Annotated in this window: 15 protein-coding genes; 8 read left to right on the forward strand and 7 right to left on the reverse strand. The window is 58.5% G+C overall.

What is annotated here, in order from left to right; genetic code table 11:
* From E2H86_RS26245 to E2H86_RS11580, 4 genes are all read left to right on the forward strand, one after another.
* Positions 1 to 516 (forward strand): hypothetical protein (locus tag E2H86_RS26245; RefSeq protein WP_243744047.1); only part of this gene is annotated, 516 nt, incomplete at its 5' end.
* Positions 517 to 663: 147 nt separating this feature from the next.
* Positions 664 to 1,509: a DUF6502 family protein gene (locus tag E2H86_RS11570; RefSeq protein WP_133327833.1), complete on the forward strand. Its 846-nt coding sequence runs from the start codon at positions 664 to 666 to the stop codon at positions 1,507 to 1,509.
* A complete protein-coding gene (locus tag E2H86_RS11575) occupies positions 1,506 to 3,230 on the forward strand; it encodes a DUF5666 domain-containing protein (RefSeq protein ID WP_133327835.1) in 1,725 nt (574 codons plus the stop codon). Before E2H86_RS11570 ends, E2H86_RS11575 begins: the two co-directional genes overlap by 4 nt.
* An 89-nt stretch (positions 3,231 to 3,319) precedes the next feature.
* On the forward strand, positions 3,320 to 4,069 hold the full coding sequence (locus tag E2H86_RS11580) for a hypothetical protein (protein ID WP_133327837.1): 750 nt from the start codon (positions 3,320 to 3,322) through the stop codon (positions 4,067 to 4,069).
* A gap of 93 nt (positions 4,070 to 4,162) precedes the next feature.
* Here E2H86_RS11580 and rimO read toward each other — a convergent pair whose 3' ends face one another.
* Positions 4,163 to 5,494: a 30S ribosomal protein S12 methylthiotransferase RimO gene (gene rimO / locus E2H86_RS11585; protein ID WP_133327839.1), complete on the reverse strand. Its 1,332-nt coding sequence runs from the start codon at positions 5,492 to 5,494 to the stop codon at positions 4,163 to 4,165.
* Between the two features lie 537 nt (positions 5,495 to 6,031).
* Here rimO and E2H86_RS11590 point away from each other — a divergent pair.
* Complete coding sequence (locus E2H86_RS11590; RefSeq protein WP_133328394.1) at positions 6,032 to 7,003, forward strand: hypothetical protein; 972 nt, start codon at positions 6,032 to 6,034, stop codon at positions 7,001 to 7,003.
* Positions 7,004 to 7,066: 63 nt separating this feature from the next.
* On the opposite strand, the gene E2H86_RS11595 is transcribed toward E2H86_RS11590, so the two are convergent.
* The gene (locus tag E2H86_RS11595) at positions 7,067 to 7,621 is read right to left on the reverse strand and encodes a serine acetyltransferase (RefSeq protein ID WP_207955626.1); all 555 of its coding nucleotides are present in this window, start codon (positions 7,619 to 7,621) and stop codon (positions 7,067 to 7,069) included.
* Positions 7,622 to 7,746: 125 nt separating this feature from the next.
* A complete protein-coding gene (locus E2H86_RS11600) occupies positions 7,747 to 7,977 on the reverse strand; it encodes a hypothetical protein (protein WP_243744048.1) in 231 nt (76 codons plus the stop codon).
* Positions 7,978 to 8,416: 439 nt separating this feature from the next.
* Here E2H86_RS11600 and E2H86_RS11605 point away from each other — a divergent pair, with 439 nt between their 5' ends.
* A complete protein-coding gene (locus E2H86_RS11605; protein WP_133327841.1) occupies positions 8,417 to 9,853 on the forward strand; it encodes a hypothetical protein in 1,437 nt (478 codons plus the stop codon).
* Positions 9,854 to 10,466: 613 nt separating this feature from the next.
* Positions 10,467 to 11,456 carry a hypothetical protein gene (locus tag E2H86_RS11610; protein ID WP_133327842.1) on the forward strand — a complete coding sequence of 330 codons (990 nt, stop codon included), beginning with the start codon at positions 10,467 to 10,469 and terminating at the stop codon, positions 11,454 to 11,456.
* Positions 11,457 to 12,085: 629 nt separating this feature from the next.
* Here E2H86_RS11610 and E2H86_RS11615 read toward each other — a convergent pair.
* Together E2H86_RS11615 and E2H86_RS11620 are read right to left on the reverse strand one after the other, a co-directional pair.
* A complete protein-coding gene (locus E2H86_RS11615) occupies positions 12,086 to 12,373 on the reverse strand; it encodes a helix-turn-helix domain-containing protein (protein ID WP_133327844.1) in 288 nt (95 codons plus the stop codon).
* Positions 12,373 to 12,687 (reverse strand): hypothetical protein, encoded by a 315-nt coding sequence (locus E2H86_RS11620; RefSeq protein WP_133327846.1) that lies wholly within the window; start codon positions 12,685 to 12,687, stop codon positions 12,373 to 12,375. Before E2H86_RS11620 ends, E2H86_RS11615 begins: the two co-directional genes overlap by 1 nt.
* Before the next feature lie 224 nt (positions 12,688 to 12,911).
* On the opposite strand from E2H86_RS11620, the gene E2H86_RS11625 reads away from it, so the two are divergent.
* Positions 12,912 to 14,822, forward strand: coding sequence for a potassium transporter Kup (locus tag E2H86_RS11625; protein ID WP_133327848.1), 1,911 nt, complete (start codon positions 12,912 to 12,914; stop codon positions 14,820 to 14,822).
* Between the two features lie 85 nt (positions 14,823 to 14,907).
* Here E2H86_RS11625 and E2H86_RS11630 read toward each other — a convergent pair whose 3' ends face one another.
* Both E2H86_RS11630 and mprF read right to left on the reverse strand, forming a co-directional pair.
* Positions 14,908 to 16,200 (reverse strand): virulence factor family protein, encoded by a 1,293-nt coding sequence (locus tag E2H86_RS11630; protein ID WP_133327850.1) that lies wholly within the window; start codon positions 16,198 to 16,200, stop codon positions 14,908 to 14,910.
* Positions 16,200 to 18,842: a bifunctional lysylphosphatidylglycerol flippase/synthetase MprF gene (gene mprF / locus E2H86_RS11635; protein ID WP_133327852.1), complete on the reverse strand. Its 2,643-nt coding sequence runs from the start codon at positions 18,840 to 18,842 to the stop codon at positions 16,200 to 16,202. The genes E2H86_RS11630 and mprF overlap by 1 nt, the downstream gene beginning before the upstream one ends.
* Between the last annotated feature and the right edge of the window lie 90 nt (positions 18,843 to 18,932).

Raw genomic sequence — 18,932 nt, forward strand, 5'->3', positions numbered from 1 at the left:
GGCGGCGGCGGTGGTGGTGGCCACGGCGGCGGTGGCCATGGCGGCGGCAGCGGTGGCGGTGGCCATGGCGGTGGCAGCGGTGGCGGTGGCCACGGCGGTGGCAGCGGAAGTGGCGGTCACGGTGGGAGTGGCGGAGGCAGTGGTCACGCCGGCTCGGGCGATAGTGGCGGTGGTCACGATTCGGGCCGCGGCCACGACGGTAACTCCAACTCTGGGCGCAGCAGCAATCATGCTGAGCGTGGTGATGATCACGGTAACCACGTCGGTGGTGAACCCGGTGACGACCATGGCAACCACGTCGGTGGTGAACCCGGTGACGACCATGGCAACCACGTTGGCGGTGAACCCGGTGATGATCATGGCAATCATGTTGGCGGTGAGCCTGGCGATGACCATGGCAATCACGTGGGTGGTGAACCTGGTGATGATCATGGCAATCATGTGGGCGGCGAACCGGGCGATGACCGCGGTGCTCATGCCGGGGGCGAAGCCGGGGACGACAACAGCCGGAGCTGACAGGCCGTGATGGGCGGTGGCCGCCTGGACCACAAGTGCAGTGAGCGCTGACGACCTATTCCTAAACTATGGAGGGAAGTGGATACATATCGTGTGGGATGTTTTCCCGCGACATATACTGCTTTCGTCTGTCAAGGAACGCGCTCAATGCAACCGCCTACGCAATCTCCCTCTATGTTAAGTGCGCTGCGCCGGGTCGTTCGACCTTTGGTGCGGCTCATGTTGCGCAAAGGGGTCACCTACACGATGTTCGCCGACCTGCTCAAGGAAGTATTCGTCGATGTGGCCCACCGTGAATTTCGTCTGGATGACAAGGTCCCGAGTGATAGCCGCATCAGCCTGCTTACCGGGGTACATCGCAAGGATGTCCGGCGCTTGCGCGCCGAGGGTGACGCTGCGCCTGAGACGCTGCCGGAAAACATCACCCTCGGCGCCCAACTTGTGACTGCCTGGACCACCTGCCGACCATTTTGCAACGAGGCCGGCCAAGCGTTGCCGCTCCCGCGGTTGAGCAGTGTCGGTGGGGACTTTTCTTTCGATGCCTTGGTGGCCAGGATCAGCACGGATATCCGTGGGCGGGTGGTGCTCGATGAATGGTTGCGACTGGGTGTTGTGCGGGTCGATGATCAGGACTGCGTACACCTCGAGGCCCAGGCCTTCGTTCCGCAGAAGGGCTTCGATGAAAAGGCTGCCTATTTCGGCCACAACCTGCATGATCACGCCAGCGCGGCGGTGCACAACCTGAGCGATGAAGGCCCGCCGTTTTTCGAGCGCAGCGTGCACTACGATGCATTGACACCTGCCAGTGTGGCTATCCTGCGTGAGGCCGTGGCCCATGACGGCATGCGCATGTTGCTGGATTTCAGCCGCAGCGCTGCGGACCTCGAAAGCGCCGATGTACCGGCACCAGAGCAACGCCAGCGCATCACCATCGGGCTCTATTTCTATTCCGAACCGACCGACTCAGTGTCGTCGAAGTCGCCTAACCCATGAATGCCCTGCTGCGCCGCCTCAGTGTCGCCTTCCTGACCCTGGTTCTTGGGGTAAGCCTGGGGGCGCCCATGGCTGCGCAGGCCGCGCCAGTATGCGTCAGTCGTGACGAATTAGGCATGGCAGGAGCCGCTCAGATGCAGTATCCGGGCGGTAGCGGCGGTACGGGCGCGCGTACTGATAATGATGGCGTGGGTGGCACTGGCGCTCCATTGCGCAAACGTCCTGGTGGCACCGGCGGTACCGGGGCGGTGGCCGAGGGTGTGGATGATGGTGTCTACGAGCGTGACAACGGCGGAGTCGGCGGCACCGGTGCACCCATCCTCAGCCCAGGCGGCACAGGCGGTACCGGTATCGTCGGCACCATCACCGGGTTTGCTTCGATCTGTGTGAACGGCCTGGAAGTGCACTTCGGCAAGGATGTGCCGGTCAGTGAGAATGGCGTCGCTTCCAGCACTGATCACCTGGCGATAGGGCAGGTGGTCGCAGTGGAAGCGTTTGCCAGCAATCGTGGTCTGCAAGCGGGGCGTATTTCCATCCTGAACGTCTTCGAGGGGCCCCTGACCTCGATGCCCAATGCTTCGGCTCCGCTGCGGGTGATGGGCCAGCCGGTGCGGCTTGCGCCAGGGGCGCGGGTCGCCGAAGGGCTACGCCCGGGCGATCCCGTCAAAGTCAGTGGTCTACGCGATGCCAGTGGTGCTGTGGTGGCGAGTCGTATCGCCCGAGCACCAGGGCTCAAACAGGCCAGCGCCATTGGTTCGGTCGACCGTAGCGGAACCCTCCAGGGTCTGAAACTGGGAAGCCGAGTCGCGCCGACGGCTGACGTGCTGGTCCGCGGGCAGTGGACCGGCGGCCAGCTACAGGTCGCGCAAAGCCGTCCCGACCCGAGCCTGCCATTCACCGGTCGTGTGCATCAGGCGGTCATCGAAGGCCTGGTACAGCGCCGCCAAGATGGCCAACTGGTGGTCGCTGGGGTTCAAGTGACATTGGGGCGCGACACTGTATTCGTTGGCAAGCACGCCGCCGCCCTAGCCGTCGATCAACGATTGCGGATCAGCGGAGTGTTCAGTGGTTCGCGGGAAATTCGCGCCACGCGCGTGGAGTTCCATGAAGCCCGTATCGACGGTTCGGCAAGAGGCCGGGGCGGGCACCAAGGCGAGCAGGATGACAGGAGTTCGGACCACTCGAGCAACAGCGGTGCTAGTGGCAGTGGTCACAGTGCGCACAGTGGCAGCAGTGAGAGGCACGTGGATGGACGCTCGCAGGACGTGGATGACGATCATGGCCCGTCAGAAATCGGGGACACATCGGGTCGTTCTGGGCACCCCGAGGCTGTAGATCACTCTGGAAGCAGCGGAAGTGGTCGTTCTGAAAGGGGGGAAAAGGTCGAGGTCGAGAAAGCGGAGGAGATCGAGAAGGCCGAACGCAAGGAAGTTGAGAAGGCGGAAAAGATCGAGAAAGCCGAGAAGTTCGAAAAAGCGGAAAAGGTCGAAAAAGCGGAAAAGGCCGAGAAGGTTGAAAAAGTCGAGAAAGTTGAGAAGGTAGAGAAAGTCGAGAAAGTCGAGAAAGTAGAGAAAGTAGAGAAAGTAGAGAAAGTAGAAAAGCCCGAGAAGGTGGAGAAAGTTGAAAAGGTAGAGAAAGTCGAGAAGGTGGAAAAAGTCGAAAGGCCTGACAAGGTCGAAAAAAACGAAAAGCTCGAGCGACCCGAACGATCCGGGCGTTAGTTTCTACCTGGCGACGCCTTCCAGGCCAGCGATTAGCAACTAGGCTGGGTACATCCGACACCACTTCCTGACAGGATATCGAGGTGCAGATGAGACCCATGCTTCCTCTGTTGGCCGGCCTGTTGTCGGGCATCGGCCTGTCGGCCTCCGCCGATACCTTCAGCACCGCTGTAGGCCTGGATTATTCCAGTGGCGACTATGGTACTGGCACCACGTCGGAAATCTGGTACCTGCCAGTGGTGGCGAAGTACGAAACCGGTCCCATGACCTATAAAGTCACCGTACCTTGGCTGCACATCACCAATCCTGAAGTCGGGCCCGATGGCGATCCACTGCCCGGGGGCTGTCGGGATGTCGAAAGTGGACTGGGTGACACTGTCGCCAGCGCCGCTTATGCACTGCTCGATGGCAACCGCAATGGCGTTTTTCTCGACCTCATTGGCAAGGTCAAGTTTCCCACAGCAGATGAGGATCAGTGCCTGGGTACCGGTGAATACGACTACACCGCCCAGGTCGATCTCGCCAAGGCGTTTGGCCCGGTGACAGGCTTCGCCACCTTGGGCTGGAAGAAATACGGCGATCCGCCCGGCAGTGATTTCGATGATCCGATCTTCGCCAGCCTGGGCTTCGCCTTTCCGCTGGTGGCTGGCACCACGGCAGGCGCTTCTTACGATTGGCGGCAGAAAGTGGTTTCCACAGGATCACAGATCAAGGAACTGACCCTGTTTCTCACCCACAAGCTCAACCAGCAGTGGAAGATCCAGTTGTACGCGGTCAAGGGCTTTTCCGATGCGAGCCCGGATGGCGAGGGCGGCCTGATGCTGTTCCATACATTCTGATGCAATGGGTCGGGTCCACACGGAAAAGCCCCTGGTCCCGCACCGCTTTGTTCAAGCGTGCGGGGCCAGGGGCTTTTCAGTCCGGCTACCGGCTTAGATAGGCTCAGCCCACATATCGTATTCGTCGGCATCGACCACGCGGCAGCGGACTTTGTCGCCTGGCTTGAAGCCATGGTTGCCATCGATGAACACACTGCCGTCGATCTCCGGTGCATCGAAGAAGCTGCGGCCAACCGAGCCTTGCTCCTCGACTTCGTCGATCAGCACGTCGATCTCCTTGCCGATGCGCAGTTGCAGGCGTGCGGCGCTGATCGCCTGCTGGTGGGCCATGAAGCGGTCCCAGCGATCCTGCTTGACGTCATCAGGTACTTCCTCCAGGCCCAGGTCGTTGGCCGGTGCGCCTTCGACCGGCGAATACTGGAAGCAGCCGACGCGGTCGAGCTGGGCTTCGGTCAGCCAGTCGAGCAGGTATTGGAAGTCTTCCTCGGTCTCGCCTGGGAAGCCGACGATGAAGGTGGAGCGGATCACCAGCTCCGGGCACTGTTCGCGCCAGTTCTTGATACGCGCCAGGGTGCGATCCTCAAAAGCCGGACGCTTCATCGACTTGAGCACCTTGGGGCTGGCGTGCTGGAACGGGATGTCCAGGTACGGCAGGATCTTGCCGGCGGCCATCAGCGGGATCACGTCGTCGACGTTCGGGTAAGGGTACACATAGTGCAGGCGCACCCACGCGCCCAGGCTGCTCAGGGCCTCGCACAGCTCGAGCATGCGGGTCTTGACCGGGCGGCCATTCCAGAAGTCGGTCTTGTACTTGACGTCCACGCCATAGGCGCTGGTGTCCTGGGAGATCACCAGGATCTCCTTGACGCCGGCTTTGACCAGGCGTTCGGCCTCGCTGAGCACTTCGCCGACGGGACGGCTGACCAGCTTGCCGCGCATGGACGGGATAATGCAGAAGCTGCAGCTGTGGTTGCAGCCTTCGGATATCTTCAGGTAAGCGTAGTGACGCGGGGTCAGCTTGACGCCCTGTGGCGGCACCAGGTCGATCAGCGGGTTGTGGTCCTGGCGCGGCGGCACGACTTCGTGCACGGCGTTGACCACCTGCTCGTACTGCTGTGGGCCGGTGACCGACAGCACGCTCGGGTGCACGTCACGAATATTGCCTTCCTCGACACCCATGCAGCCGGTGACGATGACCTTGCCGTTTTCCTTGATCGCTTCGCCGATCACTTCCAGCGACTCGGCCTTGGCGCTGTCGATGAAGCCGCAGGTGTTGACCACCACCACGTCGGCGTCCTCGTAGGTGGGCACGACTTCATAGCCTTCCATGCGCAGCTGGGTCAGGATGCGCTCGGAATCGACCAGGGCCTTCGGGCAACCCAGGGAAACGAAGCCGACCTTCGGCGTGGCGGGAGTGGTGGACATGGCTAACCTCGGTATTGAATGCAGGTCGCCCGGCCGCTGACGGGGGCGATCTCGACGGGCGCTGCTGGCGCCTCTGATCAAAAAGTGCGCAATTCTAGCGAGCAGGAGGGCGCTTGACCAGCAGAATTACGACGAACGCTGAGCCGCTGCAGCCAGGCGTGCGGTCTGACTATCTCTACAGTTGGAAGCACGACGCTGCCGTGGCTTTGTATGCGTCATTCGTATGTCGCATTCTTCCATGTCGCTGAAGCTTCGCTCTTCAGAGAACGTTCGTAACTCTGCGGACAGGCGGAACTCGACTTATTATTCCTCGTCCGTCGTAGGCTGCAGCTATGGCGCTTTGCGTATACGGCAGAGCGACTGTCCGATGCTCGGGGCAGCTCTTGGGACAGCTCTTTCCCGGGGGCACCCTACTGCTTCCTTTTTTGGACGGCTCCAAGGCAACCAGAGCGCGAAAATTGCAGCCCTTCCGGGCTTTCACCTAGCGCATCAACCAGCCCAGGTGAACGCGTGTACCGGCAACCAGATGGCTATCCGATGGAAGACGCAATCCGCCGCGCAGTAGAGCGCCAATTCCCCGAAATTACCGGCGGCTACCACCTGCCACGCTTTGGCCGCGTTGTCGCGGTACCGGACGCGCCGCAGGCGCAAGGCCTCTGCGACGATTTCCGCCCGCGCTTCGGCGTGGACGTGCAGATCTTGCTGCCAGACGGCGAGCCTGACCCTGACCTGCCGGTGTTCAACAGCCTGCCGCTACCGGCGCCGATGGGCGGCCAGGAGGCCGGTATGTTCGGCTTCCCCGAGGAGGGCACTACCGTGGTGGTGTCCTTTGCCTATGGCCTGCCGCACAAACCCTTCATCCAGCAGATCCTGCCTCATGGCCTGAGCCTTCCTCGGGTTCCTAAGGGAGATCTGGTCTGGCAGCACAGCGAGGCCTGCCAACAGCGCGTCGACGCGGATGGCAACTGGCTGCGCCAGACGGATGGAAAGATCCAGGACAAGGCGCTCGAGCGAGAGGTGGAGTCGCTGACCAACACTGAGCGGTATCAAAGCCACACCACCAGCGTCGACGACCACTCGACCGAGTCGGTGGGCGGGGTTAAGAAGATCGAGGCCTTGGGCGCGCTCAAACTGCTCTCAGGAGGTTCGGCCAGCCTGGCCTCGGTCGATGACCTGCACCAGGCGACTGGGCGCGATCTGAACCTGGTAGTGGGGCAGAAGTACAACTCCACGGTCGGTGGTGACATGCAGGAGCAGATCCAGGGCTTACGTCGGAGTGTGACCAATGTCAGCCAGCACCTGCAGGCGCCCAAGACCTGGTTGGGCTCAGAAGGAGTGAACGTGCTGCAGGTGCTGTGCGACCTTCTGGACCTGGTAGAGCAGATGAACGCTCAGGTCGCTGGTCACGTTCATGGCTCCAGCCCTGCGCCCACCAATGCTGCCGCGTTCACTGCCGCAGGGGCTGCAGCCCAAGCCCTGGGCATGCAGCTAAAGCCAATTACTGCGTAGTTGGTTTGAACGACCTGGTCGAGGATTTGAAGAGCGGGGCCTGAATTATTCGGCCCCGCTTTTTTAGTTCTGGATGACAGTAGCTACGTGCTTAGTGTAGCAGGTGCTGTTATCGGGAACGTCTTTGTTGACGAAGGCCATGGCCCCAATGTGTACATTATTTCCGATCTTGATGTCATCACCGATGATGCAGACATTGGCACCTAACTCTACATTGTCGCCGATGTAGATGAGGCCTTTCTGCCCGCTGGTTTTCACGCCAATGGTCGTGTTCTGCCGGATGAATAGGTTTTCTCCGATCCGCGCAGCGTCGGCGATAACGATGCCTACTCGGTGGGCGAAGCTCAGGCCAGGGCCGATCTCTGCAGCCAGCATTATGTCGATGCCGTGGATTCGCACCAACCTGGCATGAATTCGCCGAGCAATTTTGGGGTAATTTAATATGCCTTTGGGGCGGCGATGGAAGTATTGCGCAAGTCTAAACCAGAACAGGTAATGTTCTTGTTCTTTTTGTTGGAGGCGTCGAAGTATCCTCTTCAGCTTAAAGCTTTTGTTTTCGTCACCCATTACTTCTATGCGCCAGAATCTTTTCAGATTCTCCCAGTCCATATATGCCACTAGCGTTCCCCTACAGAGCCGACGTCTCTTTTGTCGACTTTGACGACTGATTGCGGTGGGCGGACTATACCACCAGGAACGTGCATTTTCTTAGCCTTTCTTAACCCTTCTTAACGATTCTTTGCCTACCAGTGCTGATCAGTTTGGACATCGTGGGCATACATCAACGCTTCGTCTGCGAGCTCCAACATTTCGGCTAGGGTGTCGGCGTCGACGTCATGCGCATCCCGGAGCGCATAGGCCTGATGCAGCAGCTCGCGGTGGTGTTTTATTGGTGCTTGAAGCAATGCCGCAGTGTTGTTTAGCAGCAGATGCCACTCATCAGTTGACATCCGAGGCGGGGTCATTTCGGTCATGGTGGGTGTTCCTGGGTTGCTGTATGGGCATACAGTACTTGCCGGCGTCTCGTTTGCCTAGGGCTTCTGGACGAAGGGTTCAGTAGCGGTGGCAAAAAACATCGATATCCACCGGTGACGTCCGGTGCTTGCCTGATCTGAAGCGATCTGGCAATAGGTCGACGGGTCTGTCTTCGCAGTCAATTACTCTCGCGCAACGTGATTCATAAACAGGCTTAAACATCTGTTTAATATTAAGAGGTTGTTTAAATATTTAGTTTCTAACTGAGCCGACGCTAGAAGTCTTGGGCGTGTTCTTCTGAAGGCTTAAGGTGTCTATGAGGGTGATTTTTTCTCATGGGTGGTCATTGATGAAAGAGCGAAACGAAGAAGCTGGCCTCTTGCCATTTCTGATAAATTCTAGCAGTGTAGGCGTTACGACAGTTTTAGGGTGTGTACTATGGTCCCACTAAAAGCAAAGATTACTGATAGAATTCTAAAATTGGTTAATCGCTTTCCATATCTTTTCCCGTCGAGATTGGGGCGCGCAGCTAGATTCCATAACTCTAAATCCGCAACTCGCCTCCGAATAGAGGAGGATGAGGGGGCTTTAACCAAGGCAAGCCTGTTAGATGAAAGAACGATCTGGCGTGGAGTGCATGTGCTTGTCCCTGTGAGTAATGATGAGGCGAAGCGAGTTAAAAAGTCGTTCTCGAAACATACTAGTCCATACGCTCTGCGTCGTCCGCCCAAGAAAGATACGGGGTACTTTTACAGTGCTTGGCGTACTCTGGGAGTAGTCGACTTTAAGAATGAATTGATGTTTCCGGCTATGCAGGTTGCACTTAAGTCAGATGCTCCTAGCTACTGCAATGTTACCCTGCTGACGCTAACCAGTGGTGCGATGTATCTAAGTATGTATGTCCGGCTAGATGTTGTTGTTTCGAGCAGGATTACTAGTGTCGATGTTTCGTTTATTAAAAGCTATAAGGAGTACGACTCATTCAATCCCTTTGCAGGTTTTGGTACCGTCATACTTCATGATAAGAGAAATGCTGTTCATGATTATATCGCTGGTGCAGCCTTGGGTGTTACTAAGGATGCAATTGACGCGGTGCTTGTTATGCTGCGGTCATGGGGTGTGAAGAAAAAACCAGTGGAGTTGGCAACGGTTGCGGATTTTTCTCGGGACTCCGCGCATCCCTATTTTTCTCGAGATCGTGAGCTTGGCTTAGATCATTACCAGGTTGTAAATCCCTCTAGGATAAGTCTCGTCTCTAATCCATCGAATACTGCGAATGAGGAATGGCTGACCTATGATGCTCCTGCGGAAATTGGAGTTGATGCGATTTTTGTTCACAGTGAGGATTACTCGATCACTCCAAGATCCGATGGGTATTTGATGTCAGAGCAGGGCGGGCAGGATAAATACGCTGGAATGCTATACACATTGTTGCTCAAAAAAAAGCTAGCTGCCTGTGGTGATGAAGTTATTGAGTCTTTCAGTGGTAGTGGTTATGACAGTAAAAAACATTTAGAAACGCTTATCCGTCAGGGGCTCACCTTGACGTTGATAGAAGAGCATATCGAAGCGTTGCGCAAGGGGGAGCACTGGTTTGATAGAGAGTATGTTGAACTGAATCGACGCGATCTTAACTTGTTGTGCATCCATGCAAAGGGCCTGCGAGAGACGATACGGGCTCGACACGATATAGCTAATGCTGAGGTACAGGTTTCCAATTTACATTGGATGAAGCGCTACTCGCTCATCATGTTTTTGCTGGTTGTGATGCAAGTATTCCTGGCAGTAATCGCTGTGGATTGGTCCCCCACTGGACTGGATAAGAATTCGATGTATCAGAATTGGAAGACGATCACGAGCTGGTTCGGGCGTTAAGCATAAGGTAGGCTTCCGTTCGTGAAAATCTGACCCGCAAGAAAAATCAAGGGAACGAAACACTTATCCCCCTCCCGCCGACGCGCTTTCCCTCGCGAAATAGTGCAAAGCTTAGCTTGGTTGCAACGTGGGGCGCGGCAAGGCTGGTTGAGGGCCCAGGCGCGAGTATCCGCATTGCACTGTGTGCAAGGTTATGCAAGGAAATGTCACGAGCTTGCATTGGTCTCCATGTCCATCCCAAAAAAAATGAGATCCAGGAACCCCTGCATTACTTGGCTAAAACCCCCTGTCAGGGCAATTTTGAAAATTCGTTCGGCTCCAATCAACCCCTACCTAGCCGCACTGATTTCGTTGAGCGCTCAACGCGTGAGCCCCATGCCACGTGCTTGTCAGCACGGTCGGTATCAGTTGAGCGTTGCACAGCGGCATACTCACCGATATGCATACGAGTCATGGTTCCGCGACACATATGCCGTATGATGGCGCTGCGTGAGTCGCCCCCATATGGCGCTCCAAGGTCTAGGCGGAACTTGAGAGGTCCTGGTCTGTATGGAGGCCGAGAAACGTGCATAATTATTATAGTTATTGACTGTCATACGCACGAGGGAAAGTTATGGGGTTGCCGTCATGGGAAGAGCTCAAGAACAGGGAAGGATGGAGGATGAAAAAAAGGACATCAGCATGGCGCGCTCTAGGTATCGCGTTAATCTCTACTGTGATTTCGTTTGTCGCAACCAGCCTGATTACCTACGGGTATTTGTCATTTTATGATCCGGCTAAGTTAGTTTTATTAACTTCAAATAAATCAGCAGTTCTTGCTTTAGGGTTGGGCGGTGGAATTATTTTCATTGTGTTTGGTGTGTGGATATCGTTCTTAGGTAAGTCTGATTTCGCCGGCTCCAACTTGAAGATGACTAAGGAGTTAGCTAGGGATTTTTATTTTCAAAAGAGCAATGCGGCTTCTGCTGATGGTGAAAATAAGATCTATGACAGAAGTGTAAGTGAAGCTATCGACAAGATCATGCATCCCTTCGATTATGAGGCGGGGTCGCAAGATACTCTCTTTGAAAGATATATAACAGGAATATTAAAGTCATTGTCTAGTTACGCATCCAGATCAGAGGAGACAGCTGCTAAGTTGCTTGAAAAGGGTGTGGCATTTATGGCGGGCGGGTTGCTCTTTTATGTCGTAGCTATTGTTGCTTGGCAGTTTTATGCGAAGTTGGCAAGCCCGGTAGAGCATCTTTTGTATATTGGTATGATCGCCTGTTCGACTACATTTCTCGTGATCGAATTTCTAGCTGCGTGGTTTTTTAAACAGTATCGTTACTATGTTGATGTATCGATGTCATGTTTGCGAGTTAGGTCTGTATATGACCGCTATTTATTGAGTTTTTACGCGCTAAAAGAATTTGATTCTGGAGGGGTGGGTGCTAGAGATAAGATGCTTGAGATCTTGCATGAGGACGTCAAATGGCCGAGCTATCAAGCTACTACGCGAAATGATTTTAATCACATGCTGGAGACAGTTGCTGTATTGAGTAATTCGTTGGACAAGGTAAAGGATATATTTAAACGTAAAAGTAATGAGTCGGGAGGTTAGTAATGCAAACTGTAAATAAGTATGAGCATGCGTTTGCCTGGCTACCGCTCCGCGCGATGCCAAGTGCGCTGGGGGTGCCTAAAGGGCGGGCCTCGATGCCGATTCGCTCGATCAGCGTGAGCTGAATGGACGGAGACTACGCGCCGAAGCGGAAAACAGCAGCGACGAGACCTGAGGTATAGATTCAGTTACGTTCGGGCAACCCAGGGAAACGAAGCCGACCTTCGGCGTGGCGGGAGTGGTGGACATGGCTAACCTCGGTATTGAATGCAGGTCGCCCGGCCGCTGACGGGGGCGATCTCGACGGGCGCTGCTGGCGCCTCTGATCAAAAAGTGCGCAATTCTAGCGAGCAGGAGGGCGCTTGACCAGCAGAATTACGACGAACGCTGAGCCGCTGCAGCGGCGTGCATACTCCGACTATCACAACGGCTGGATATACCGTGCTGCCGCTTTGGTCGCGCCGCCGTGCAACGGTAGCCTGCGAGAAAGAAAGCGGAACTCAGCCGGCGAATGAGTAATAACTAACTGGGAACCCGCTGTGTTCGAGGCTTATGGTTAAACGGCAGAACTGAACCGACAGTTGTAATTGGATGCATGAAAAAGCCCGCGACTGCGGGCTTTTGAGTACCTAGCTCAAGGCCGCAAGTACATGCACAGGATCGTTATGAATCGCCCGGAGTAAGGCCCGAGCCGGACCTTCAGGCTCGCGACGGCCTTGTTCCCAATTACGCAATGTCCCTACTGCGACATCGATACGTTTGGCGAACATAGCCTGGGAAAGGCCGGTAGCTTGACGAATCTTTTTGACCTGAAGCGCGTCTACGTGGAATTCACGCGATGGCTGACGCTCACCCCGATCGATCTCATCCATCTGAGTCATGCTTTCCACAAGACGATCGAAGAGATTCTTCTCCATTATTTCCACCCTTTGTTGAGCGCGCGAAGTTGCGCTTTCTGACTATTGGTCAAGGTATCCATGATCCCCTTGCGATAGATCAGAATCATTCGAATCTGATGGGCTGCTGTGACATGGTAGTAAATCACTCGAACACCGCCGCTTTTGCCTTTGCCCTTGGCAGCCCAACGGATTTTCCTAAGACCACCTGTGTCCTCTAAGAGCGACCCTGCCTCCGGATGCTCTGCAAGGTATGCCTGCAATGCCCGATACGCTTCATCATCCAGGTGTTCCTTCACCTCTGAGGTGAAAACCGGCGTTTCGATGAAGATCATGCAGTCCCTTTGTGTGCGCCATTGGCGTACAGAGATTTTAGGGCGTCCCTCAGGAGTATGCAACGATTTGCTAAGCGCTTTGATTTGGCAGGGCAACGGCCGCTTGACCAGCAGAATTACGACGAACGCTGCGCTATGCTTCGCGGCACTGCGCCCAGGGTTCTGCAAGGCCTCGGCGACAGGAGAATTTCAAGGGCCTTGATGGCCGTCTGCGGGAGTGGTCGATGGTTCAGGCAAGCAGTCACGCCGAAGGCGGGCAGGCTGGGAAGCACAGTGGGGCGCGGTCGATCGGCCTGCTCGTGGCAGCGGTAGGGGTCGTATATGGCGATATCGGGACCAGCCCTCTCTATACCCTCAAGGAGGTCTTTACCGGCGGCTATGGCGTGCCGGTGAATCATGATGGTGTGCTTGGCATCCTTTCGTTGATTCTCTGGTCGCTGCTGTGGGTGGTGTCTTTCAAGTACGTGATGTTCATCCTGCGCGCCGATAACCAGGGGGAGGGCGGCACCATGGCACTGACCGCCCTGGCCCGCGGCGCGACGGCGGCCCACCCGCGGCTGCGCGGGTTGATGGTCATCTGCGGTCTGATCGGCGCTTCGCTGTTTTACGGCGACAGCATGATCACCCCAGCGGTATCGGTACTTTCGGCAATCGAAGGGGTGGGTCTGGCCGTCGATGGGATCGACCACTGGGTCGTGCCGCTGTCGCTGCTGGTGCTGGTCGCATTGTTCCTGGTGCAGAAACACGGCACCGAGCAGATCGGCAAGCTGTTCGGCCCGATCATGGTCACTTGGTTCCTGGTGCTGGCCGCGTTGGGAGTGCATGGCATCTCCCAGAGCCCTGAAGTATTGAAGGCGTTCAACCCGGCGTGGGCGGTTAACTTCTTCGTGGTGCATCCCGGCCTGGGCGTGACGATTCTCGGCGCCGTGGTGCTGGCGCTGACCGGCGCCGAGGCCCTGTACGCCGACATGGGGCACTTCGGCCGCCAGCCGATCGCCCGCGCCTGGTTCGCCCTGGTGTTACCGGCATTGGTGCTGAACTATTTCGGTCAGGGAGCGCTACTGCTACAAGACCCAGAGGCCGCGCGCAACCCGTTTTATCTGCTGGCACCGAGCTGGGCACTGCTGCCGCTGGTCGGGCTGGCGACCATGGCCACGGTCATCGCCTCCCAAGCGGTGATATCCGGGGCTTTCTCCCTGACCCGTCAGGCGATTCAGCTTGGCTACATCCCGCGCATGCAGATCCAGCACACTTCGAGTGCCGAGCAGGGACAGATCTACATCGGTGCAGTGAACTGGACACTGATGGTCGGCGTGATACTGCTGGTGATCGGCTTCGAATCGTCCGGCGCCCTGGCGGCAGCTTATGGCGTGGCCGTGACCGGCACCATGTTGATGACCACGATCCTGGTGGCCTCGGTCATGTTGCTGCAATGGAAATGGCCGCCGCTGCTGGCGGTGCCGATCCTGCTGGGTTTTCTGCTGGTCGATGGGCTGTTCTTCGCCGCCAACGTGCCGAAGATCGCCCAGGGCGGCGCATTCCCGGTACTGGCTGGCGGTGTGCTGTTCCTGTTGATGAGTACCTGGAAGCGTGGCAAACAGATACTGGTCGAGCGCATCGATGAAGCTGCACTGCCGCTGCCGGTTTTCATCGCCAGCATCCGTGTGCAGCCGCCGCACCGGGTCGAGGGCACGGCGATATTCCTGACCGCGCGGCCCGATGCCGTGCCCCATGCGCTGTTGCACAACATGCTGCACAACCAGGTATTGCACAGCCAGGTGGTGCTCTTGACGGTGGTGAGCGAAGATCGGCCACGCGTGCCGGAGCAGGAGCGTTTCGAGGTCGAGGCATACGGTGACGGCTTCTTCCGCGTGCTGCTGCACTTCGGCTTCATGGACGAGCCGGATGTACCGGCGGCCTTGAAGTTGTGCCATCTGGAGGAACTGGACTTCAGCCCTATGCGCACCACCTATTTCCTCAGCCGGGAAACGGTGATCGCTTCACGATTGGAAGGCATGTCGCGTTGGCGCGGGAATCTATTCGCCTTCTTGTTGAAGAATGCCAACGGCAATCTGCGTTTCTTCAACCTGCCGTTGAACCGGGTGATCGAATTGGGAACCCAGGTCGAGATCTAGGTGATGCCGTGATCGCCGGCAAGCCGGCTCCTACAGGATGTTCAGCGTCCGTGTAGGTGCCGGCTTTGCCGACGACCGGCTGCGCTCAGTTCTGCTCGGCCACGCTGGATTTGCCCTGGCGGGTATCGATTTCGCCGATCAGGCGTTTGGCCAGCGCCGGGTAGTTCTCGTCGAAGTGATGGCCACCGGGCAACTTCAGCCGTTCACCCACTGCGGTCTTGTCGGTGCAGCCACTCTCGTCGGCTTCCTCGACCCCGTACACGCACACCACCTTGGACGCCGGCAGCTTGGCCATCTCCGGTCCGGTGGGGGCCTCCTGGCCTTCCTTGCCCAGCCATCCTTCCACTTCGATCTCGAAGCTGCCGCTGCGGGCGAACGCCAGCAGCACGACCGCGTCGACCCTTTGCTGGTCTTCGGTCGGCAGACGATTGTAGATCGCCGGTAGCACATCGGCACCGAACGAGTAGCCCGCCAGCACGAAGCGCTTGGTGCCCCACTTCTGACGATAGTGTTGCATCAGCTCTGACAGGTCGGCAGCGCTTTGCTCTGGGGTCTTGTGTTGCCAGTAATAGCGCAGGGTGTCGATGCCCACGACCGGATAGCCGAGCTTGGCCATTTCGCCGGCCACGTCACGGTCCAGATCGCGCCAGCCGCCATCGCCGGAGAGAAACAGGGTCACGGTGTCGGTGGTTTGACCGGCGGGCACCTCTACCACCGGAATGGCCAAGGCATTGCCGTCACGGCCGACCAGCGCTTGGGTCAGCTGGGCCTTGAGCACCTGTGGCAGATGAATGTCGTAGTCGCTGATGCTGGTTTCAGCGTTGGCCTGGTCACGCACGAAAGCGGCACTGGCGTCGTCCGGGTTGTCGTTCCAGGCCACGTTCCAATGGCCGTGCGCCGCCGCCTTTGGCAGCGCTGCGGTGCAGCCCGGTTGCTCGAGGCTGAAGTCCACGGAAATGGCCCGGGCCTTGTCGTCGGACTGGCTGGTCAACCAGCGCCAGGCCTGGGACGCGCCTGCGCCGATGCCGGCGACCACGGTCGGCTGGCCCGCCAGTTGGCCGATCGCCTGGTTCACGGCCTGCTGTTGCTGCATGCAGTCGTTGGGCGGCAGGATCACCTGTACCAGTTGCGCTTCGCCAGCCTGGCTCAAATCGAGCAGTTGCTTGTCGGTCAAGGCCTGTTCCTGGGGGACGCCTATCGCCACCCGGGCCTTGGCGTGCACACCCGGCGTCACGCGGGTCATTTGCAGGCCGTTGACGGTCAGTTGTTCGAGGTGTGCCTCGGGAGCCGGGCGGGTCCATAGCCAAAAGGCCACGGCACCGGCCGCAGCAGCCAGCAGCAGGGGGATCAGTACATACAGCCAATAGCGTCGGATCATCAACGTTTCACCAGTCCAGTCAGGCCGCCAGCGATCAGGGCGGCGGTGTCAGCCAGTGCCACCAATGGGTCCAACCCGGCTGGCACGGCCATGTAGCGAGGTTCCCAGTCCGGCTGGAACTTGTCCTTGAAGCGCCGCAGGCCTTGGAAGTTGTAGAGCTGTTCGCCCCGGCGGAACACCATCGAGCCCAGGCGTTGGGTCAACGGGGCGCCGCGCCGGGGTTGCAGGCCCGACAGCGGCACCATGCCCAGGCTGAAGCGTGCGTAGCCGTGGTTCTTGTAGTGCAGGATCAGGCCGATCATCATGAACTCCATGGTCGACTTCGGCGCTTCGGGATGGGCCCGCATCAGGTCGAGGCTGGCCAGTTCGTTGCCATGGGTCTCCAGCAGGTTGGCGAAGGCCACCGGCCGCCCTTGGAAGCGGATCAGGGCGATACGGAAGTGCTGCAGGTAATCGGGGCTGAAGCGTCCCAGCGAAAAGCCTTTCTCGCGGACGTTCTTGCCGCCGAGCCAGGCATCGGATATTTCCTTGAGTGCGTCCAGAGGAGCCTGGCCGGGTTCATGGATTTCCAACGTCAAACCATCCCGCCCGCCGCGATTCCAGGTGTAGCGCAGGTCCTTCATCTCCTTGCCTTTGGCTTCCAGGTCGAAGCGGCGCAGATCGACCCGTGCTTCTTCGCCTAGCTTGAGCGCAGTCAGGCCGATGTCCATGTAGAACGGCAGGTTCTCCGCCCGTACCTGGTAGAACACTGGGCGTGCATGGTGCAGGTCGCACAGGTCGCGGAACTGCCAGATCATCTCGGCCCGCTCCTGGGCCGGGCCGATGGGATCGTACAGCGCCACCAGGCTGCGACCACGGCGGGCATACATGAGGAAGGCGTTGTCGTTGGGGTGGAACAGCAAGGCTTTGTCGCCGCTCAGGGCGAGGCCGCCGTCGGGCTGGTCCGAGGCCAGCAGAATACGATTGGCCCGATGCAGCTCATCGTCATCGGGCAGGTGGATGGTCGGTCGTGCGGTGCGCAGCAGCCAGGTCAGCGAGACGATCACCAGCAGCACGGCGCTGCCCATCGCCGCTCGCAGGCCGCGTGGCGCGTCTGCGTCCAGGGTGAACTGCCACCAGAGCTGATGGCTGTAAGGCACATCCTGATAGGCGAACAGCAACAGCCACACCGAAGCACCGACCACACAAGCGCTGGCCACCAGGTACACCGGCGAGAAGGGCAGTTCGAGCAAGCGGCTGGGGCGGTAGAACGAACGGCGGAACAAGGCGAGCAGGGCGGCGGTGAAGGTCAGTAGACAGGCCTCTTCCCAGTCGAAGCCCTTGAGCAACGAAAGCAGTGCCCCGACCAGCAGCAGCACAGTGGTCAACAGCCAGGCGGCGGACAGGCGACGGCGCAGGCCTTGGGCGAGCAGCAGGCAAAGCACGCCGATCAGGCTGGCGCCGAAGTGCGAAGCATCAATCAACCGATGCGGCACCAAGAAGCCCATATGCTCCAGGCGTGTGTCGATTTCCGGCGTAGCGCCAGAGAACAGCAGCACCACACCGGAAAGAAACACCAGGATCGCCAGGATCGGTGCCGCCAGGCCCGATGCCGCTTTGATCGCCTGGTGGGTGAACAGCAGGCGCCGGGCCTCGTTGGCGAGCAGCAACACGCACGCCGCCAGCAGAGGCAACACGACATAGATCAAGCGGTACAGCAGCAAGGCCGCAGCCAGCGGCGCGGCACCCAGCTGGTCGGCAAAAGCAGCCAGCAGGATCGCCTCGAAAACGCCGACGCCCCCGGGCACATGGCTGAGCACCCCAGCGGCCAGGGCCAGCAGGTAGACCAGCACGAAGGCGCCGAACGGTGGCGCTTCGGGCAGAAGCAGATACAACACGGTGGCGGCGGCGGCGACGTCCAGGGCGGTGATCAGCAGCTGCAATGCGGCCAAACGTGCCCCCGGAAGGCGCAACGTGCGCCGGCCCAGTTGCACCAGCAGGGTGTCGCTGAGTGGTTGTTCGGTCAGACGCCTCCGGTACAGGCCGATAACCAGTGCGGCAGTGGCGACCAGTACGGCAATGGCGATGCCGGCCAGCACGCTGGCGGGTAGGCGCAATGCTGCAGCGGCTGCCGGCAGGTTACTCAGGGTTGCAAGGGCTGCCAGTGGCGGCAGTGCGCAGCCGAGCGAGAGGCTGGCGAACACGGTCATGCGTGCGACCTCTGCAGCGCCTAGACCTTGGCGCGCATACAGGCGATAGCGTACCGATCCACCGGAAAGCATCGACAAGCCAATGGCATTGCCGATAGCGAAGGCGCTGAAGCCGCCCAGCAGGAGGCTGCGCGTGGGCAGCTTCACCCCGGCATAACGGCTGGCCGACCATTCATAACCAAGCAGAATCGCGAAGCCGACCAAGGTAGCCAGGAAGGCGCCCAGCAGCGATGCGCTCGGCACGCTGAGCATGGCGTCGTGCAAGGCGTCCAGGTCAAGTTCGCTGAGCAGGTGACGGCAGGCGATCAACGCCAGGGCGAACAGCAGCAAGGTGACTGCCAGTCCGATGGGTTGCCGGTAGCGACTGACGCGCTCGAGCAATGGCAGGCGTTGAGCAACTGCAGGAAGCGCGGCAGCCAAGGGCGTCGTATGTTCTGGTTGATTGGAAGTCATGGGTTACCCCGGGCCTGAAGCGCGAGGTTGGGGGAGGGTGCGGCCAATTGAAAATCCCTTTGGAAAACGTATCCAGATATTACTCCTGGC

Source organism: Pseudomonas putida (assembly GCF_004357765.1).
Lineage (GTDB): Bacteria > Pseudomonadota > Gammaproteobacteria > Pseudomonadales > Pseudomonadaceae > Aquipseudomonas > Aquipseudomonas putida_U.

Bases quoted from the DNA above. Each gene is read 5' to 3' on its own strand.
- E2H86_RS11625 (WP_133327848.1), top strand. From the start codon at position 12,912: ATGGTTCAGGCAAGCAGTCACGCCGAAGGCGGGCAGGCTGGGAAGCAC.
- E2H86_RS11615 (WP_133327844.1), bottom strand. From the start codon at position 12,373: ATGGAGAAGAATCTCTTCGATCGTCTTGTGGAAAGCATGACTCAGATG.
- E2H86_RS11570 (WP_133327833.1), top strand. From the start codon at position 664: ATGCAACCGCCTACGCAATCTCCCTCTATGTTAAGTGCGCTGCGCCGG.
- E2H86_RS11580 (WP_133327837.1), top strand. From the start codon at position 3,320: ATGAGACCCATGCTTCCTCTGTTGGCCGGCCTGTTGTCGGGCATCGGC.
- E2H86_RS11590 (WP_133328394.1), top strand. From the start codon at position 6,032: ATGGAAGACGCAATCCGCCGCGCAGTAGAGCGCCAATTCCCCGAAATT.
- E2H86_RS11610 (WP_133327842.1), top strand. From the start codon at position 10,467: ATGGGGTTGCCGTCATGGGAAGAGCTCAAGAACAGGGAAGGATGGAGG.
- E2H86_RS11605 (WP_133327841.1), top strand. From the start codon at position 8,417: ATGGTCCCACTAAAAGCAAAGATTACTGATAGAATTCTAAAATTGGTT.
- E2H86_RS11600 (WP_243744048.1), bottom strand. From the start codon at position 7,977: ATGACCGAAATGACCCCGCCTCGGATGTCAACTGATGAGTGGCATCTG.
- E2H86_RS11620 (WP_133327846.1), bottom strand. From the start codon at position 12,687: ATGATCTTCATCGAAACGCCGGTTTTCACCTCAGAGGTGAAGGAACAC.
- rimO (WP_133327839.1), bottom strand. From the start codon at position 5,494: ATGTCCACCACTCCCGCCACGCCGAAGGTCGGCTTCGTTTCCCTGGGT.
- E2H86_RS11575 (WP_133327835.1), top strand. From the start codon at position 1,506: ATGAATGCCCTGCTGCGCCGCCTCAGTGTCGCCTTCCTGACCCTGGTT.
- mprF (WP_133327852.1), bottom strand. From the start codon at position 18,842: ATGACTTCCAATCAACCAGAACATACGACGCCCTTGGCTGCCGCGCTT.
- E2H86_RS11630 (WP_133327850.1), bottom strand. From the start codon at position 16,200: ATGATCCGACGCTATTGGCTGTATGTACTGATCCCCCTGCTGCTGGCT.